Genomic DNA, 16726 nt, shown 5'->3' with positions numbered 1-16726 from the left:
CTGCGTCAAAGATCGGTGATTGGCGGCTCGAAGCCTTTTACCCTGCAGCCAATGTGAGCGGATTCTAGCAGGGTTTTATAGATCGTCAACACTATAAAAACTCAAATCTATAACAAAAAGTAATTTGAGACGGGCCTTCAGATCGCAAATCCCGTGCCGTAGGGGGTTTGCGCGCGATCGACTTTTTTCTCTGCCGGGCGGCCGCGCGGCGGCGCGGGGTAAAATCGTCGGTCGATTCGGGGCCGCAGCCGGCCGCTGCGCCCGCCCATCGCCGCCCGTCATGCGGGCGGCCCGGACCTTCTTCATGAAATACAAAGACTTACGCGATTTCATCCAGCGCCTCGAGGCGCTCGGCGAACTGCGGCGCGTCACGCAACCCGTGTCGCCCGTGCTCGAAATGACCGAGCTGTGCGACCGCGTGCTGCGCGCCGGCGGCCCGGCGCTGCTGTTCAACGCACCGACCGGCCATGCGTTTCCCGTGCTCGGCAACCTGTTCGGCACGCCGCGCCGCGTCGCGCTCGGGATGGGCGTCGATGCGGGCGACGACGCCGCGCTCGATTCGCTGCGCGATCTCGGGCGCCTGCTCTCCGCGCTGAAGGAACCCGATCCGCCGAAGAGCCTGAAGGATGCCGGCAAGCTGCTGTCGCTCGCGAAGGCCGTGTGGGACATGGCGCCGAAGTCGGTATCGTCGCCGCCGTGCCAGGAGATCGTCTGGGAAGGCAACGACGTCGACCTGAACAAGCTGCCGATCCAGACCTGCTGGCCCGGCGATGCGGGGCCGCTCGTCACGTGGGGCCTGACGGTCACGCGCGGGCCGAACAAGTCGCGCCAGAATCTCGGCATCTACCGCCAGCAGCTGATCGGCCGCAACAAGCTGATCATGCGCTGGCTCGCCCATCGCGGCGGCGCACTCGACTTCCGCGAGTTCGCGCTGCGGAACCCCGGCAAGCCGTACCCGGTCGCGGTCGTGCTCGGCGCCGATCCGGCCACGACGCTCGGCGCGGTGACGCCCGTGCCCGATTCGCTGTCCGAGTACCAGTTCGCCGGCCTGCTGCGCGGCAGCCGCACGGAGCTCGCGAAGTGCCTGACGCCCGGCGTCGACACGCTGCAGGTGCCCGCGCGCGCGGAAATCGTGCTCGAAGGCTTCATCCATCCGCAGGAAGGCGCCCCTGCCCCCGCGCCTGCCGGCGCACCGCCGCGCCCGGCCGGCAACGCGTCGGCCGCGTACGAGCACGCGCTCGAAGGCCCGTACGGCGATCACACCGGCTATTACAACGAGCAGGAGTGGTTCCCGGTGTTCACCGTCGAGCGCATCACGATGCGCCGCGACGCGATCTACCACTCGACCTACACCGGCAAGCCGCCCGACGAGCCCGCCGTGCTCGGCGTCGCGCTCAACGAAGTGTTCGTGCCGCTGCTGCAGAAGCAGTTCTCCGAGATCACCGACTTCTACCTGCCGCCCGAAGGCTGCAGCTACCGGATGGCCATCGTCCAGATGAAGAAGAGCTACGCGGGCCACGCGAAGCGCGTGATGTTCGGCGTGTGGAGCTTCCTGCGGCAGTTCATGTATACGAAGTTCATCGTGGTCGTCGACGAGGACGTGAACATCCGCGACTGGAAGGAAGTGATCTGGGCGATCACGACGCGCGTCGACCCCGTGCGCGACACGGTGATGGTCGACAGCACGCCGATCGACTATCTCGACTTCGCATCGCCGGTGGCCGGTCTCGGCTCGAAGATGGGGCTCGACGCGACCAACAAGTGGCCCGGCGAGACGAATCGCGAATGGGGCCGCCCGATCGAGATGGACGCGGCCGTGAAGGCGCGCGTCGACCGGCTCTGGCAGGAGATCGGCCTCTGACGCCATGCGGCCGGCGCGCGCCGGCCCGTGCCTCGCCATCGCCACAAGAACGACGAAGATGAGTTTTCCACCCGCCTCCATGCTGTCCGACGGTTTCTTCCTGTCGCTGTCGCTCTGTCTCGACATCGGCCTCGTGAACGTCGCGATGCTGTCGCTGACGCTGTCGCACGGCTTCCGGCCGGGTTTCTGGCTCGGCCTCGGCTCGTGCGTCGGCGATCTCGTCTATGCGGCGCTCGCGCTCGCGGGAATGGCCGTGCTGCTGCAGTTCGAGCCCGTGCGCTGGATCGTGTGGATCGGTGGCGGCGCGGTCCTGCTGTTTCTCACGTGGAAGATGGCGCGCGAAGCACTGGCGCCGGCCAGTGCGGCCAACGACGACGCGGACGACGCCCCGCAGCCGCGGGCGAGCGCGCGGCGCAGCTTCCTGCGCGGGATGCTGCTCGCGATGTCGTCGCCGAGCGCGATCCTGTGGTTCGCGGCGGTCGGCGGCGCACTGATCGCAAAGGCCGGCGCGACCACGCCGGCCACCGCGTCGGTGTTCCTGTCGGGCTTCTTCCTCGGCGGCCTCGCGTGGACGCTCTTCATGTGCACGCTCGCGAGCCAGGGCCGCAAGCGCGCGGGCGCCGGGCTGATGCGCGCGTGCCATATCGCGTCGGCGCTGCTGTTCGCGTATTTCTCGTACAGCGTGATCGTCGGGGGCTACCGCGACCTGATCGTGCACGCGGTGTAGGCGACGACGGCCCGCACGGGCCGCCCATCAAGCGGCCGCCGCAAAGAAAAACGGCGCAGCGCCCCTCGCGGGACGCTGCGCCGTTTTGCCACGCGCGGTCAGGCCGCGCGGGACGAATCAGCGACGCCAGTAGCCGTGGTGGCCCCAGCCGCCGTAACCGTGACGCCAGTACGGGCGACCGTAGTAGCCGCCGACGACCACGGCGGGCGGCGGCGCATAGTAGGCGGGCGCAGGCGCGTAATAGACGGGCGGAGGCGGCGGCGCGTAGTACACGGGCGGCGGCGGTGCATAAACGGGGTACGCAGGCGCGACCGGGATACCGATGCCGACCCCGATCGACACGTGGGCCTGCGCGGCGCTTGCGGCACCCAGGCCCAGCGCGGCGGCGGCGATGAACGGAATGAGCTTTTTCACTTCGATTCTCCTGCTGGAGCGGTATTTTGTGCGCTCCTGTCGGCAACGGCGGGCATGCACGTCGCATGGAAGCAATGTAGCGAAAACCCGCCCCTCGCGTATCGCGCATTTGTTGCAAATTGCAATTGCACGCAGCGGGAGATGCCCTGCGGCATGGCGTCCTGAGCGGGCGGCGACCCTTGCGGAACGCGCGATTCCGTCCGACGACTCGGGTCGCGACGCACGGGCCGGTCAGTCTTACCGGATACGGCACGCGCAGCGGGTACACGCACGTAATGAACGATTACAAATTTGAGACAAGATGCCGACATTTCAAGCGCCGCGGGCACGCGCCATGTTTCGGGGTCGGATTCTCCGGTCGTCATTCGGCCGTGACGCCGGGCATCGGTACGCAGGGAGACCGGGCCGCACACCGGTCATGAATACCTGCCATGGCACGGCAGCCGCCCTTGCGCAGCGCCACCGACATTCCTGCGATACTGGCGGTTGCTTCGTTTTTGCTTACGTCCGCCGCCATGCCGCTTCCCGACATCCCCCGCCTCGGCTTCATCGGTGCCGGCCGCCTCGCGCGCTGCGTCGCGCAGTGCTTCGCGCAAGCCGGCTTCCCCGTCGTCGCGATCGCGAGCCGCACGCCCGCGTCGGCGGCCGACCTCGCCGCGCGCATCGACGGGTGCCGGGCAGTCGATACGCCGCAGCAGGTTGCCGATGCCGCCGACCTGATCTTCGTGACGGTGCCCGACGACCATCTCGCACCGACCGCCGCGGCGCTGCGCTTCGACGCGTCGCGCGCCGCCGGCCAGGCAGTCGTCCACTGCAGCGGCGCGTCGGCGGTTGCGCTGCTCGATCCGGCGAAGCAGCAAGGCGTGGCCACCGGCGGCTTTCATCCGCTCTACCTGTTCGGCGGCACCGATGCCGACCTTGCGCGCATCGACGGCTGCTCGGTCACGATCGAAGCCGACGGCGCGCTGCATGCGACGCTGCTGCGGCTTGCTGCCGCACTCGGCTGCCATCCGCTGTCGATTCCGGCCGGCGGCCGGATGCTCTACCACGCGGCCGCGCACTACGCGGCGAGCTTCGCGCTGTGCGGGCTGTCGGAAGCGGTCGAGCTGTGGCGCGGCCTCGGCTTCGACGAGGACGCCGCGCTGCGCGCGCTGCTGCCGATGCTCGCCGGCACGATCGAGACCGCCCGCGACAAGGGGCTCGCCAACGCGCTGGCCGGCCCGGTGTCGCGCGGCGATACGGGTATCGTCGAACGCCAGCTCGCGCTGCTCGAGGCGCGCGGCGGCGATCACGCGGCGCTGTATGCGCTGCTGACGCGCCGCGCGGTCGCGCTCGCGGCGAAGCGCGCCGCCCCGCCGGCGTCGCTGCCGGCGCTGGCCGAAGCCGTCGAAACGTCGCTCGCGCGCACGGCCGCGCCCCCCTCCCCGTCGCGCGACGAGGCGTGATAAGGTGTCGGCCGATGCGCCGCCAACCGGCGTTGGCGGCCGCACGCTACTGACTGTATAAAAAGGATGCCAACGATGTTCGGCGAGATCGCCCGTTTTCTGCTCAATACCGTCTTCACGCTGTTCGGCGCCGCGCTGATCCTGCGCGTCTGGATGCAGGCCGTCCGCGTGCCGCCGTACAACCCCGTCACGCAGGCCGTGCTGCAGGCGACCAACTGGCTCGTGCTGCCGCTGCGCCGCGTGATCGCCGGCGTGCGCGGCATCGACTGGGCCAGCGTCGTCGCCGCGCTGCTCACCGCGCTCGTCTACGTCGTGCTGATGGTCGTGATGGCCGGCTTCGATCCGGCCGCGGTGATCGCGACGCTCGTCGTGGTCGCGCTGCTCACCGTCGTGAAGTGGGCGCTCAATCTCGTGATCTGGATGACGATCCTGATGGCGCTGCTGTCGTGGCTCAACCCGCGCTCGCCGGCGATGCCGATCCTCTACCAGCTCACCGCGCCGTTCCTGAACCCGCTGCGCCGCGTGATCCCGAACCTCGGCGGCATCGACCTGTCGCCGATCCTGTTGTTCGTGATCGTGCAGGTGCTGCTGATGATCGTCACGCGCGCCGCCGTGTCGCTGACGATGTTCGGTATCTGAGTCGACGCCACCCTACGCCGCCGGCCCCTGCGCCGGCGGTGCGCCGAGCGTGTCGATCACGCCGAAGCGCGCCGGCATCATCGCGTAGCACACGCGTACTTTCTCGTGCGACAGCCGCTCGAGCAACCGCTGCGCCTCGTCCTCGGTGACGATGAATTCGACCTCGATCGCGAGCGAACCTTGCAGTTCGAAGAAGCGGTCCTCGTGCAGCACGCGATGCTGGCCGAAGCCGGCCATCGCGCGAAACGCGGACCCGCCCGCGACGCCCATCCGGTTCGCCTCCTCCAGCAGCCATTCCCACAGCGGTTTCCAGTGCAGCCGGTGCTGCTCGTGCACGTAAAAGCGCAAGAAGACGCGGTCCATCGCACCCTCCGATGGCGGCCGGCTCAGGCCGCCGCAAGCCACGCGCGCGCGGTCCACATGCCGAGCGCCGTCAGCGCGAACGATCCAGTCAAGTGTAGGGCAGCCACCGCCAATGCCCATCCGAATTCGCCCTCGAGCGCATGCGTCATCACTTCGACCGAATAGGTCGAGAACGTCGTGAGGCCGCCGAGGAAACCCGTGATCACGAACAGCCGCCACTCGGGCGGCAGCCCGACGCGCGCCGTGAACACGACGGCGGCCACGCCGATCACGTAGCCGCCGATCAGGTTCGACGCGAGCGTGCCGAGCGGCACGGCCGGAAAGAGTGCGTTGAGCGCGAGGCTCAGGAACCAGCGCAGCAGCGCGCCGAGCCCGGCGCCGACGAAGATCGCGACGATCGAATAGAACAAGGCCACTCCTCACTGACGACGCCGCGCGGCGGACACGGCCTACGCTGAACTGTATGCGGAATCGCGCGACGGCGGCAATGCCGGCAGGCGAGCCGGTACGCGCCCGATCGTGTCGCGGCTGTTCGAGGCCTTCCGTTATTTTCGCCAGCGCGACGTGATCGATATTTACGAACAATTCAATCCGTCATGACAAATTCGTTTTAATACGATGATTATTTATCGGATTTTTAAAAGAAAAAAGACAATTCATTTCCCCCGTCGACCCGGCAAACGTCTGCTTATACGGGCATTCCACGGATTTACCCTCATCAGGCATTCCCGCATCCGGCCGATATTCGATTCAATTGATTCCGTCGATTTCGTAAAATTGTTTCGCCACGCCACTCCATCGACATGGAGACTCGAGAAATGAACAAGATCCGCCTGTCATCCATGTTGATTCCGGCGCTGTGCGCGTCGCTGCTCGCATCGGGCGGCGTGCTCGCCGACGGCAACGGGCCGCAGTCCTACGTCGAAGGCAACCGCGCGCCGAAAGGATTCGCGCGGCCGCCGTTCCACACGAAGCAGCGCGCGAGCACGGCCACGATCGCGGGCCTCACGCCCGCGCTCACGCGGCACGCATACGGGTTCGACTCGATCGCGAACCAGGGCGACGGGATGGTCGTCGCGATCGTCGACGCATACGACGATCCGAAGATCGAGTCGGACCTCGGCGTGTTCAGCAACGCGTTCTCGCTGCCGGCCTGCACGTCGTCGAACGGCTGTTTCACCAAGGTGTACGCGCATGGCGCACGGCCGAAGACCGATTCGGGCTGGGCGCTCGAGATCTCGCTCGACGTCGAATGGGTGCATGCGATCGCGCCGAAGGCGAAGATCATGCTCGTCGAGGCCGCGTCGGCCAGCTTCAGCGACCTCCTGGCCGCGGTCGACGTGGCCGTCAAGCGCGGGGCGTCGGTCGTATCGATGAGTTTCGGCGGCAACGAGTTCAGCAGCGAGACCGGCTTCGACGGCCACTTCAGCGTCGCGGGCGTCACGTTCGTCGCGTCGTCCGGCGACAGCGGCACCGGGACCGAATACCCGGCCGCGTCGCCGTACGTGGTGTCGGTCGGCGGCACGACGCTGTCGTCCGACAGCGCCGGCAACTACGTCGGCGAAGCGGCGTGGAGCGGCAGCGGCGGCGGCGTGAGCACCACCGAGGCCGAGCCGGCCGGCCAGACGGCATGGCCGATTCCGGTGGCCGGCAAGCGCGGCGTGCCCGACGTCAGCTACGACGCGAATCCGTCCAGCGGCTTCGCGGTGTACGACTCGGTCGCCTATCAGGGGCAGGCCGGCTGGTTCCAGGTCGGCGGCACGAGCGCGGGCGCGCCGCAATGGTCGGCGCTCGTCGCGATCGCGAATTCGCTGCGCGCCGCGGCCGGCAAGCGGTCGTTGAGCGGCACCTACGATGCGCTTTATACGGTCGGCAAGAACGCGTACGGCAGCGCCTTTCACGACGTGACGACCGGGTCCAACGGCACTTGCGGCAGCGTCTGCAGCGCGGCCGGCGGCTACGACTACGTCACCGGCCTCGGTTCGCCCGTCGCGCCGGCCCTCGTGCAGGCGCTCGTCGCCCGGCCGTAACGGCGCGATCGGCGCCGCTCGGCCCGTGGCGAGGTGCTCAGCCGCCGCGCCACGCGCGATCGAGCGCGGTCAACGTCGCAAGCGCACCGCCTTCCAGCCCGATCACGTCGGAACGGCGCGCCTGCGCTTCGCGCGCGTTGATGCGGATCACGTCCGCACCGAGCCGTTCGCTCAGCAGCCGCACGGTCGGAATCGCGGTGCCCGCGCCGATCTCGACCACGGCGACGCGCCCGGCCTGCGCGATCCAGTCTTCCAGCGCGCGTTCCTGCGCGTCGTAGCGCGCACCGAGCCAGCCGGCATCGCCGAACATCAGGATGTTCGGCCGCGCGAGGCCGCCGCAATGCGGACAGCCCGGCATGTCGCCGATCAGGCGGCATGTCGCCTCGTCGACATCCGGCACGAACGGCGCCGCCTCCCACGTATCGTCCGTGCACGGCCGCAGGCACTGCATCGCGTGAATAGACCCGTGAATCTCGACGATGCGCGCCGGATCGAAGCCGGCTTTCTGGAACTGGCCGTCGACGTTGCTCGTCAGCACGAAGCCGCCGTTCGGCATCGCGTCGATCCAGCGGCGCAGGATCGCGAAGCCCGCATGCGGCACCGTCGCGCGATAGAGCGCGAGACGGTGCCCGTAGAATCCCCACGCGAGCGGCGCACGCGCGCGAAATGCGTGCGGCGACGCGATCTCGTGGAATTCGAGACGCGCGTGACGCAGCGCCGGATATGCGCGCCAGAAGCCGTCCGTGCCACGAAAATCGGGCAGCCCCGAATCGACGCCGATACCCGCGCCGGCCGTCACGAGCAACGCGTCAGCGCGTGCGAGCGCATCGACGGCGGCGGCGACGAGATCGGCGGGCAGTTGCGCGGCGGCGGAATCAACGGAATCGGAGAACGGCATGATGGGGAGGCGGTAACGTCGAACGTTGCGCGGGTGGCGACGCGATCATACGCCCGTTCGAGCGTCGCGACGCCAGCGCGATACAGCGGCGCGATGCCACGCTCGTCCGGCCTCCCCCATGCGGACAGCAGCCGCTACGGCGAGGCCGCCCGCGAACCGTCGGCCCGGCGCCGCGCTGCCCGCTCAGCGATCCGAATCGTCCTGCGCGACCGGAATCGCGTCGGCCGAGAAATAGACCGGCTTGCCGAGCTGCCGTGCAAGGCCGACATCCATGTCCGCTCCGCGCGATGCGCCGTCGATCCGCAGCACCGCATCGCAACGTCGCAACAGCCGGTGCGCGGCCGGATACAGGAACGTCTCGCTGATCGCGTCGCCGACCTGCCGCGACCCGGCCGCGACCGCGAGCGGCAGCGATACCCACTCGCCGATCATCGGCACATGCCCGCGGCGATACACGGCGAGCGCCGCCGTCTCCAGCCGGTGCAGGTTCGCGGCGATGCGCGCGGGGTCGCCGTCGGTGCCGCTGCGGTAGGGGCCGGCGACCAGCACGAGCCGCGGCGTCATGCGGCGCGCGCGCCGGCGGTTTCCCGCAGCGCGGCGTACTGCAGCAGCATGATCGTCTTCGCGTCGACGATCTCGCCGCGCTCGACCGCGTCCAGCGCCGCCTGCAGCGGCATCTCGACGACTTCGAGATCCTCGCCCTCCTCCGCGACGCCGCCGCCGTCGCCGGTGCGCAGCGACGCATCGTATTCGCCGACGAAGAAATGCAGCTTCTCCGTCACGGAGCCGGGGCTCATGAACGCCTCGAACACCTTGCGCACGCCGCGCACGCGATAGCCGGTCTCCTCCTCGGCCTCCGCGCGGATGCGCGCTTCGGGTGTTTCATCGTCGAGCAGGCCGGCCGCCGCTTCGAGCAGCATGCCGTCGTGGCCGCTCACGAACGCCGGCATCCGGAACTGCCGCGTCAGCAGCACGTCGCCCGTGCCGGCATGGCGCAGCAGGATCGTCGCGCCGTTGCCGCGATCGTAGGTCTCGCGGCTCAGGCGCTGCCACGTTCCGTCGCGGCGCCGGAAATCGAAGGTCACCTTCCTGAGCACATACCAGTCGTCGGACAGCACCGTCGTATCGACGATGCGCACCCGGTCATGCGTTGCAGCCATTGCAGCCTCCCGTTCGACAAAAGACGGCGCCCATGGTAACGTGCAGTTTCGTGCAATTTCAAGAATTTTCGTGTAATCACGATGCTGACGACCCAACGCAAGAAGGCGATCCTCGATGCGCTCGCGCGCGACGGCCAGGTGCTGGCCGTCGAACTGAGCGCGCAATTCGGCGTGTCCGAAGACACGGTGCGCCGCGACCTGCGCGAGCTCGCGGCCGAAGGCCTGCTGCAGCGCGTGCATGGCGGCGCGCTGCCGGCGTCGCCGGCCGTCGCGCCGTTCGCGCAGCGCGAGGCGCTCGAGACGGCGGAAAAGCGGCGCATCGCGCGGCGGGCCGCGGAGATGATCGCGCCCGGCCAGGTCGCGATCATCGACGGCGGCACGACCTCCGCGCTGCTCGTCGGCCAGTTGCCGGCCGACCTGCGCGCGACGATCGTCACGCACAGCCCGAGCGTCGCGGTCGCGCTGGCCGCGCATCCGTCGATCGACGTGATCCTGATCGGCGGCCGGCTCTACAAGCATTCGATCGTCGCGGTCGGCGCGGCGGCGATGGAAGGCATCGCACGCGTCCACGCGGACCTGTACTTCATGGGCGTCACGGGCGTTCATCCGGTCGCGGGGCTGAGCACCGGCGATTTCGAGGAAGCGGCGATCAAGCGCGCGCTGGCGGAACGCGCGGCCGAGACCGTCGTGCTCGCGTCGCAGTCGAAATTGCGCGCGGCGTCGCAGTTCGTGATCGGCGAGATCACGCTGGCGCAGACGGTCGTCGTCGAGCAGGAAACCGACACCGCGCTGACGAAACCGATCGAGGCGGCTGGCGTGACGGTCGTGCGCGCGTAGCGCGTCGGATCGTTGCGGATGCCGTCGCACCGGCGCCGGGCCCATGTCAGCCTGCTGACAGGCGCCGCTTGTAACATGGGCGATCGTCCGATCGCCACGCGCTACCCGCCCGATGCCCCCGTCCACCGCCACGACTTCCCCGGCGCCGCCCGCAGGCGACGCACCGCCGCCCGGCCTCCTCGCGCTGTTCGTCGCGTTCACGCAGATCGGCCTGACCAGCTTCGGCGGCGGACTGAGCGGGCGGATGATGCGCGACTTCGTTCACGAGCGGCGCTGGCTCGACGAAGAGGCGTTCCTCAACGGCCTCGCGCTGTCGCAGGCGTTGCCGGGCGTCAACGTGAAGAACCTCGCGATCTGGATCGGCTACCGCCTCGCCGGATGGCGCGGCGCGGTGGCCGGCTTCACCGGCATCATCGCGCCGCCGGCCGTGCTGATCGTGCTGTTCGGCGTCGCGTTCTCGACCCTCACGCGCTTCCCGCTCACGCATGTCGCGCTCGCCGGCGCCGCAGCCGCGGCGATCGGACTGTCGATCTCGATGGCCGTCACCGCCATGCGGCGGCTGCCGCGTCGCGCACTGCCGTTCGCGGTAACGGCGCTCACGTTCGTGTCGGTTGCGGTGCTGCACTGGCCGCTCGTGTGGACCGTGCTGATCGGCGGCACGCTGAGCGTCGCGCTCGAATACCGCCGCGCGGCCGCGGCACCGGCACCGGCACCGGCACCGGCCGGGAGCGATACGCGATGACCGTGTCGCCCCGGTATGCGGCCCTGTTCGGCGTATTCGCGCCGTTGTCGATCGCGACGATCGGCGGCGGGCAGGCGATCATCGCCGACATCCAGCGGCAGGTCGTCGACGTGCATCACTGGATGACCGCCACGCAATTCGTGAACGACTTCGCGATCGCGCGGATGGCGCCGGGCCCCGGCTCGCTGCTGGCGACGCTGATCGGCTGGCAGGTCGCGGGCTTCTGGGGCGCGTTGATCGCGACGCTCGCGCTGTTCGGCCCGACCGCGTTCCTGATCTACGGCGTCGCGCATCTGTGGCGGCGGCACCAGGGCAAGCGCTGGCAGATCGCGCTCGAAGCCGGCCTGCGCCCGGTCGCGGCCGGCATGATCCTCGCATCGGTCTGGGTGCTGCTGCAGGCGCTCGACGGCGGCTGGGCCGCGCGCGCGATCGCGGTGGCGTCGACGCTGTGCGTGATCTACACGCGCATTCACGCCCTGCTGCTGATCGCGCTCGGCGCGTTGCTGCTCGTCGGCGTGCACGCGCTCGGCGGCATGTAGCGCACCGCCGCAGCGCGACCGAACCCGCCTAGACGCCGCGAAACCGCGGCGCTCGGCGCTCGCCAAACGCACGCAGCCCTTCGTCGAAGTCGGCGCCTTCGCACGCTTGCCGGCGCAACTCGGCAATCCGTTCGAATGCGTCGGCAGGCAGCGGCCGCGCGTCCTGCAGCACGCGCAACTGCTCCTTCACCGCATGCACGGCAAGCGGCGCCTTCGCGGCAATCGTGCGCGCGACGTCGAGCGCCGCGTCGTCGACGCCACCGGCTTCGGCCAGCCGGTTCACGAGCCCGTGATGCGCGGCGCGCGCCGCATCGAGCGGCTGCGCGCAGAAGAACATTTCCTTCAGCACGTGAATCGGCAGGTTGTCGTAAAAACGCAGCAGGCCGCTCGTCGAGTACGGCAGGCCGAGGTTCGCCGGCGTCATCGCGAAACGCGCGTCGCGCGCCGCGACGACGAGGTCGCAGCTCATCACGAGATCGACGGCCCCGCCCCACGCCGACCCGGCGACCGCCGCGACCACCGCGCCCGGATAGGTCCGCACGCGCCGCAGCGCGCGTTCGAGCGGCTTGCCGTAGGCGAGCGGATCGCGATCGCCCGCCAGTTCGCGCAGATCGTGCCCCGCGCTCCACACGTCGCCGCTGCCGTCGTTCGACAGGATCACGACGGGCGGCGGACGATGCCCGGCCAGCGCATCGAGGTGCGCGACCAGCGCATCGAGCAACGGTGCGTCGAGCGCATGCCGCCGCGCCGGATTCGCGAACCGCACGCGCGCGATCCGCTCGCCGACCATGTCGACCGTCACGGTCGACGCGCTGTCGTGTTTCGTCATGGCGGTCATTGCACGGCCTCCGCCACGGCTTCCGCCTGGAAGATCGCACGCCCGGCCAGCAGTTGGTCGATCGCGTCGTCGCCGTAGCCCGCTTCGCGCAGCACGTCGACCGTATGCTCGCCGAGCAGCGGCGGCGCGTGGCGCGTGCGCGGCGCGGGCAGGTCGTCGCCCATCCCGCCGAGCGGCGTGACGACCTGGCGCAGCGTGCCGAGCGTCGGATGCGCAACCGGCTCGACCAGCCCGCAATGCGCGAGCTGCGGATCGTCGAACACTTCGTCGAGCGTGTTGATCGGCCCGGCCGGCAACCCGGCTTCGACGAAACGCCGCGTCCATTCGCGCTTGCCGCGCGTGCGCAGCCGGCTTTCGAGCAACACCTTGAGTTCGTCGCGATGCGCGACGCGTGCATCGTTGGTCGCGAAGCGCGGATCGTCCGGCAGCTCGGGCAGCTCCAGCAACTGGCACAGCCGAAGCCACATGTCGGTCGTGATCGGCGCGAGGTTGAGCGGCCCGTCGGCGGTCTCGAACACGCCGTACGGCGCGATCACCGCATGCGCATTGCCGGTGCGGCGCGGCACGTCGCCGAGACTCAGGTAGCGTTGCCCGTGCACGCTCAGCAGCGCAACGAGGCTTTCGAGCAGCGACGTGCCGACATGCTGGCCGCGACCGGTGCGCTCGCGCTCGAACAGTGCGGCCATCACGCCGGTCGCGACCCACATTCCCGAGCTGAGATCGCCGATCGCGGTACCCGTGCGGGTCGGCTCGCCGTCCGCGAACCCGGTGAGGCTCATCAGCCCGGCATAACCCTGCGCGATCTGGTCGAAGCCCGGCCAGTCGCGCAGCGGGCCGCGCGGGCCGAACGCGGTGACGCTGCCCATCACGAGCCGCGGATCATGCGCGCTCAGCGCCGCGTAGCCGAGCCCCATCGCATCCATCGTGCCGGCCTTGAAATTCTCGATCACGACGTCGGCCTGCGCGATCAGCCGCCGCACGACGTCGAGGCCCGCCGGCTGCCGGAAGTCCACGCAGATACCGCGCTTGTTGCGGTTGCAGGACAGGTAGTACGTGCTCACGCCGCGATCGAACGGCCCCCATGCGCGGCTCATGTCGCCGTGCGGCCCCGACTCGACCTTGATCACGTCGGCGCCGAGATCGGCGAGCACCATCGAGCAGAACGGCCCCGACAGCGCGCGACTCAGATCGACGACCTTGATTCCCTTCAATGCCTGCATTCCGGACTCCTGATATTGATGACTGGGTGTGGCGTGGAAGCGAACGACGCGCGTGTGGCGCTCATTCGGGCAGCGTCTGATGCCGCGTTTCGACCGCGAACGGCAGGATCAGGATGCCGAGTCCGAACGCGGCCGCCGTCCACGCGACGGGCACGCCGAGCGACCCGTAGCCGTGAATCGCGGCGCCGAGCAGGAAGTTCACGCCCGCGCCGATGAAGCGGCCGACCGACGCGTTGAACGCGAACGCGGTGGCGCGCACGCGCGTCGGGTACTGCTCGGGCAGCCACAACGAGAAGATCGCGAAATTGCCGCCGAAGAAGCCGAGGAACGCGAGCGACACCATGAACGCCGCCAGCCCGTTCGGCTGGTAGAACGCCCAGCCGAACGCGAACACGATCGAGGCCGCCATTCCCGCGAAATACACGCCGAGCGCGGTGCGTCGGCCGAGCCGCTCCGACAGCCACGGTGCGACCAGGCAGCCGGCGATCGTCGCGCACGACAGGATCGCCGCACCAACGGACGCGAGCCGCAGCGCGCCGACATGATCGATGCCCGCGCGCGCCGCCAGCGTGCTGACCGCGCTCGCCTCGTAGACGGAACCGGCCCACAGCCCGACGATCGCGACGCCGACGAGGCTCGCGCTCGTCAGCGTGCGGCGCAGGAACGCCGGCGCGAAGATCTCGCGCAGCGGGTGTGCGCGCCGCGCGTCGGCCACGTCGCCGTCGCGCGCGTCGTGCCGACGCCACTGCCCGGGCTCCTTCACGCGCATCACCGTGAACACCGCGAGCAATGCGGGCGCCAGACCGCACAGGAACATCGCGCGCCAGCCGTAGGTCGCGCCGATCGTGTAGTTCAGGCAGGCGGCGATGAAGAAGCCGAAGTAGTAGCCCGTCTGCAGGTAACCGGCGCCCATCTTGCGGCGGTCTTCCGGCCAGCTCTCGGCCACGTAGGTGCCCGCGAGCGCCCACTCGCCGCCGACGCCGATCCCGGCGATCAGCCGGCACGCGGCCAGCGCCCATACGTCGTGCACGAACGCGGCCGCGCCGGTGAACACCGAGTAGATCAGGATGCTCGCGGCGAGCGTGCGCACGCGGCCGAAGCGGTCGGCGAGCGGCCCCCAGACGAACGACAGCCCCCAACCGATCAGGAACAGCGCGAACAGGATCGACCCGTACATCCCCAGATTCGCGGGCGTCGCCGCGATGCCGGACGCCGGCAGCAGTTCGGTCAGCGCGGGAATCAGCACGAGCGCGTAGATCACCGAATCCACGCCGTCGAGCACCCAGCCCGCGTAGACGGCCCAGAAGCCCTTCACCTGCTCGCGCGTGAGCGGCGTGCGCCGCGGCTTCGCGCCGGCCGTCGGCGCGTCGATCGCCTTGAACATCTTCGTCTCCTTGCCGGCAGGGCCGGCACGTTCGCCGCGTCCGGTCCGGAATGGCCGGCAGTCGGGCTCTTTTGTGAGACGAGTATAGAAACCCGATCGATCGCGGAAAAATATGATATTCATCTTGCTCGATCGGATTGGCTTATGACTCGAATCGGGAGACGCCGGCGATGGACTTGAGACAGTTGCGCTATTTCGTGAAGGTCGTCGAATGCGGCAACGTCACGCATGCGAGCGAGGCGCTGCACGTCGCACAGCCGGCGGTGAGCCAGCAGATGCGCAATCTCGAACAGGATCTCGGGATGCAGCTGCTCGAGCGAAGCGTGCGCGGCGTCGCGCCGACCGCCGCCGGCCGCACGCTGTACCAGCACGCGCTCGACCTGCTGCGCCAGGCCGACGGCACGCGCGAGCTGCTGCGCCGCGACGCCGACACGCCGCAGGGCCGCGTGACGGTCGGCATGCCGTCGAGCACCGCGCGCGTGCTGGCCATTCCGCTCGCCCGCGCGGTGCGCGACCGCTACCCGGGCATCATGCTGGAGCTGATCGAGGCGCCGAGCGCCGATCTCGACACGCTGCTCGAACGCGCGCGGCTCGATCTCGCGATCGTCGTCGATGCGGTCGACACGCGCGGCATCGCGGTCCACCGGCTGCTGACGGAGACGCTGTACCTGATCACGTGGCCCGAATTCCAGGTGCCGGACGATCCGGTGCCGCTCGACGCGATCGCGCGGATGCCGCTCGTGCTGCCGAGCGCGCCGAACACGATCCGCAACCGCGTCGACTGGGCAATGCGCGAGGCCGGGCTGTCGTACGAGATCAGCTTCGAGGCGAGTTCGACCGGGCTGCTGTTCGCGGCCGTGATGGCGCAGCTCGGCGTGACGATCCTGCCGTGGACGGCCGCGCACGTCGAGATCGAGGAACGCAAGCTCAAGCTGTCGACGGTCGCGCACCGGCTGTTCGCGCGCGACCTGTCGCTGTGCTGGCACGATACGGCGCTCGTCAGCAACGCGGTGCAGAAGGTCAAGGGCGAGATCGTCCGGCTGTTCGACACACTCGGGCAGCGGCCGGAGTGGGCGGCCGGCAATAACGATCGCAGCGATCGCACGTGACCCGTGCTCGCTTGCTTAGTGCGGCCCCACCGCACGTACCAAGCTCCTTTCGTGGGCGGACCGCTGACACCTCCGCTTCTCCTCGCCGCTCGGTATAAGCGTCGGGGGAAGGAGGCCGTTCGTGTCCCCGTCCCAGTCTGCCTGGTTTCTGCTAGGCGTCAGTGTTCTCGCCGAAGTGCTCGGCTCCGTCGGCCTGAAATTTTCGGTCGGTTTTTCCCGCCCGCTGCCGTCCGCGCTCACGATCGTCTGCTATGCCTGCGCCGTATCGCTGATGGCGCTCGCGACGAAGCGGCTCGAACTGGGGCTCGCATACGCGAGCTGGGCCGCCGCCAGCACCGCGGCCACCGCCGTGATCGGCATCGTCTGCTTCGACGAGTGGGTGTCGTCGCTGAAGCTCGCCGGCCTCGCGCTGACCGTCTGCGCGCTCGTCGCGCTCTACCTCGGCGATGCAGCGGCGCGGTGATCGGCGCGCAGGCGCCCGGCGCGGCATTGACAACGCCCCCGGCACCCCTTAACGTTG

Annotated in this window: 19 protein-coding genes; 10 read left to right on the top strand and 9 right to left on the bottom strand. The window is 69.3% G+C overall.

Going from position 1 to position 16726, the window contains the following annotated elements; genetic code table 11:
* Positions 1 to 304 precede the first annotated feature (304 nt).
* Complete coding sequence (locus tag AC1VVG_RS04710) at positions 305 to 1861, top strand: UbiD family decarboxylase (RefSeq protein WP_034187326.1); 1557 nt, start codon at positions 305 to 307, stop codon at positions 1859 to 1861.
* A 58-nt stretch (positions 1862 to 1919) separates the two neighbouring features.
* Positions 1920 to 2588: a LysE family translocator gene (locus tag AC1VVG_RS04705; protein ID WP_226227283.1), complete on the top strand. Its 669-nt coding sequence runs from the start codon at positions 1920 to 1922 to the stop codon at positions 2586 to 2588.
* A 117-nt stretch (positions 2589 to 2705) separates the two neighbouring features.
* On the opposite strand, the gene AC1VVG_RS04700 is transcribed toward AC1VVG_RS04705, so the two are convergent.
* On the bottom strand, positions 2706 to 3002 hold the full coding sequence (locus AC1VVG_RS04700; RefSeq protein WP_006488565.1) for a hypothetical protein: 297 nt from the start codon (positions 3000 to 3002) through the stop codon (positions 2706 to 2708).
* Between the two features lie 515 nt (positions 3003 to 3517).
* Between AC1VVG_RS04700 and AC1VVG_RS04695 the strand changes: the two genes are divergently transcribed.
* Together AC1VVG_RS04695 and AC1VVG_RS04690 are read left to right on the top strand one after the other, a co-directional pair.
* Positions 3518 to 4447 carry a Rossmann-like and DUF2520 domain-containing protein gene (locus AC1VVG_RS04695; RefSeq protein WP_343726922.1) on the top strand — a complete coding sequence of 310 codons (930 nt, stop codon included), beginning with the start codon at positions 3518 to 3520 and terminating at the stop codon, positions 4445 to 4447.
* Between the two features lie 75 nt (positions 4448 to 4522).
* Positions 4523 to 5086, top strand: a complete 564-nt coding sequence (locus AC1VVG_RS04690; protein WP_006488584.1) for a YggT family protein — start codon at positions 4523 to 4525, stop codon at positions 5084 to 5086.
* Between the two features lie 12 nt (positions 5087 to 5098).
* On the opposite strand, the gene AC1VVG_RS04685 is transcribed toward AC1VVG_RS04690, so the two are convergent.
* Complete coding sequence (locus AC1VVG_RS04685) at positions 5099 to 5449, bottom strand: DUF190 domain-containing protein (RefSeq protein ID WP_034187323.1); 351 nt, start codon at positions 5447 to 5449, stop codon at positions 5099 to 5101.
* A gap of 23 nt (positions 5450 to 5472) precedes the next feature.
* Positions 5473 to 5859: a fluoride efflux transporter CrcB gene (gene crcB, locus AC1VVG_RS04680; RefSeq protein ID WP_034187322.1), complete on the bottom strand. Its 387-nt coding sequence runs from the start codon at positions 5857 to 5859 to the stop codon at positions 5473 to 5475.
* A 408-nt stretch (positions 5860 to 6267) separates the two neighbouring features.
* Between crcB and AC1VVG_RS04675 the strand changes: the two genes are divergently transcribed.
* On the top strand, positions 6268 to 7479 hold the full coding sequence (locus AC1VVG_RS04675; RefSeq protein ID WP_059557165.1) for a S53 family peptidase: 1212 nt from the start codon (positions 6268 to 6270) through the stop codon (positions 7477 to 7479).
* Positions 7480 to 7516: 37 nt separating this feature from the next.
* Here the strand turns inward: AC1VVG_RS04675 and AC1VVG_RS04670 are convergent, their stop codons facing one another.
* The 3 genes from AC1VVG_RS04670 to AC1VVG_RS04660 form a co-directional block, all read right to left on the bottom strand.
* A complete protein-coding gene (locus AC1VVG_RS04670; protein WP_482835313.1) occupies positions 7517 to 8377 on the bottom strand; it encodes an SIR2 family NAD-dependent protein deacylase in 861 nt (286 codons plus the stop codon).
* Positions 8378 to 8560: 183 nt separating this feature from the next.
* Positions 8561 to 8941, bottom strand: coding sequence for a TIR domain-containing protein (locus AC1VVG_RS04665; protein ID WP_059557169.1), 381 nt, complete (start codon positions 8939 to 8941; stop codon positions 8561 to 8563).
* Entirely contained in the window at positions 8938 to 9537 is a 600-nt protein-coding gene (locus tag AC1VVG_RS04660) for an NUDIX domain-containing protein (protein WP_049029857.1), read from the bottom strand. The genes AC1VVG_RS04665 and AC1VVG_RS04660 overlap by 4 nt, the downstream gene beginning before the upstream one ends.
* A gap of 81 nt (positions 9538 to 9618) precedes the next feature.
* On the opposite strand from AC1VVG_RS04660, the gene AC1VVG_RS04655 reads away from it, so the two are divergent.
* The 3 genes from AC1VVG_RS04655 (at position 9619) to AC1VVG_RS04645 (ending at position 11655) form a co-directional block, all read left to right on the top strand.
* Positions 9619 to 10374, top strand: coding sequence for a DeoR/GlpR family DNA-binding transcription regulator (locus tag AC1VVG_RS04655; RefSeq protein ID WP_034187317.1), 756 nt, complete (start codon positions 9619 to 9621; stop codon positions 10372 to 10374).
* A gap of 112 nt (positions 10375 to 10486) precedes the next feature.
* A complete protein-coding gene (locus tag AC1VVG_RS04650; RefSeq protein WP_482835312.1) occupies positions 10487 to 11116 on the top strand; it encodes a chromate transporter in 630 nt (209 codons plus the stop codon).
* A complete protein-coding gene (locus tag AC1VVG_RS04645) occupies positions 11113 to 11655 on the top strand; it encodes a chromate transporter (RefSeq protein ID WP_124607806.1) in 543 nt (180 codons plus the stop codon). Before AC1VVG_RS04650 ends, AC1VVG_RS04645 begins: the two co-directional genes overlap by 4 nt.
* A 28-nt stretch (positions 11656 to 11683) precedes the next feature.
* Here AC1VVG_RS04645 and scpB read toward each other — a convergent pair whose 3' ends face one another.
* The 3 genes from scpB to AC1VVG_RS04630 form a co-directional block, all read right to left on the bottom strand.
* Positions 11684 to 12493 carry a methylmalonyl-CoA decarboxylase gene (gene scpB, locus AC1VVG_RS04640; protein WP_482835311.1) on the bottom strand — a complete coding sequence of 270 codons (810 nt, stop codon included), beginning with the start codon at positions 12491 to 12493 and terminating at the stop codon, positions 11684 to 11686.
* Positions 12490 to 13713, bottom strand: a complete 1224-nt coding sequence (locus AC1VVG_RS04635) for a CaiB/BaiF CoA transferase family protein (protein ID WP_124669220.1) — start codon at positions 13711 to 13713, stop codon at positions 12490 to 12492. The genes scpB and AC1VVG_RS04635 overlap by 4 nt, the downstream gene beginning before the upstream one ends.
* 61 nt (positions 13714 to 13774) lie before the next feature.
* Positions 13775 to 15097, bottom strand: coding sequence for an MFS transporter (locus AC1VVG_RS04630; RefSeq protein WP_034187312.1), 1323 nt, complete (start codon positions 15095 to 15097; stop codon positions 13775 to 13777).
* 170 nt (positions 15098 to 15267) lie between these two features.
* On the opposite strand from AC1VVG_RS04630, the gene AC1VVG_RS04625 reads away from it, so the two are divergent.
* Both AC1VVG_RS04625 and AC1VVG_RS04620 read left to right on the top strand, forming a co-directional pair.
* A complete protein-coding gene (locus AC1VVG_RS04625) occupies positions 15268 to 16206 on the top strand; it encodes a LysR substrate-binding domain-containing protein (RefSeq protein WP_034187311.1) in 939 nt (312 codons plus the stop codon).
* A 121-nt stretch (positions 16207 to 16327) separates the two neighbouring features.
* Positions 16328 to 16669, top strand: a complete 342-nt coding sequence (locus tag AC1VVG_RS04620; protein ID WP_482835310.1) for a DMT family transporter — start codon at positions 16328 to 16330, stop codon at positions 16667 to 16669.
* Positions 16670 to 16726 lie beyond the last annotated feature (57 nt).

The sequence above is a fragment of the Burkholderia sp. L-4 genome (genome assembly GCF_056856535.1).
Note: the sequence above shows the minus strand (reverse complement) of the source record. Positions and strands in the feature narration are given on the sequence as shown.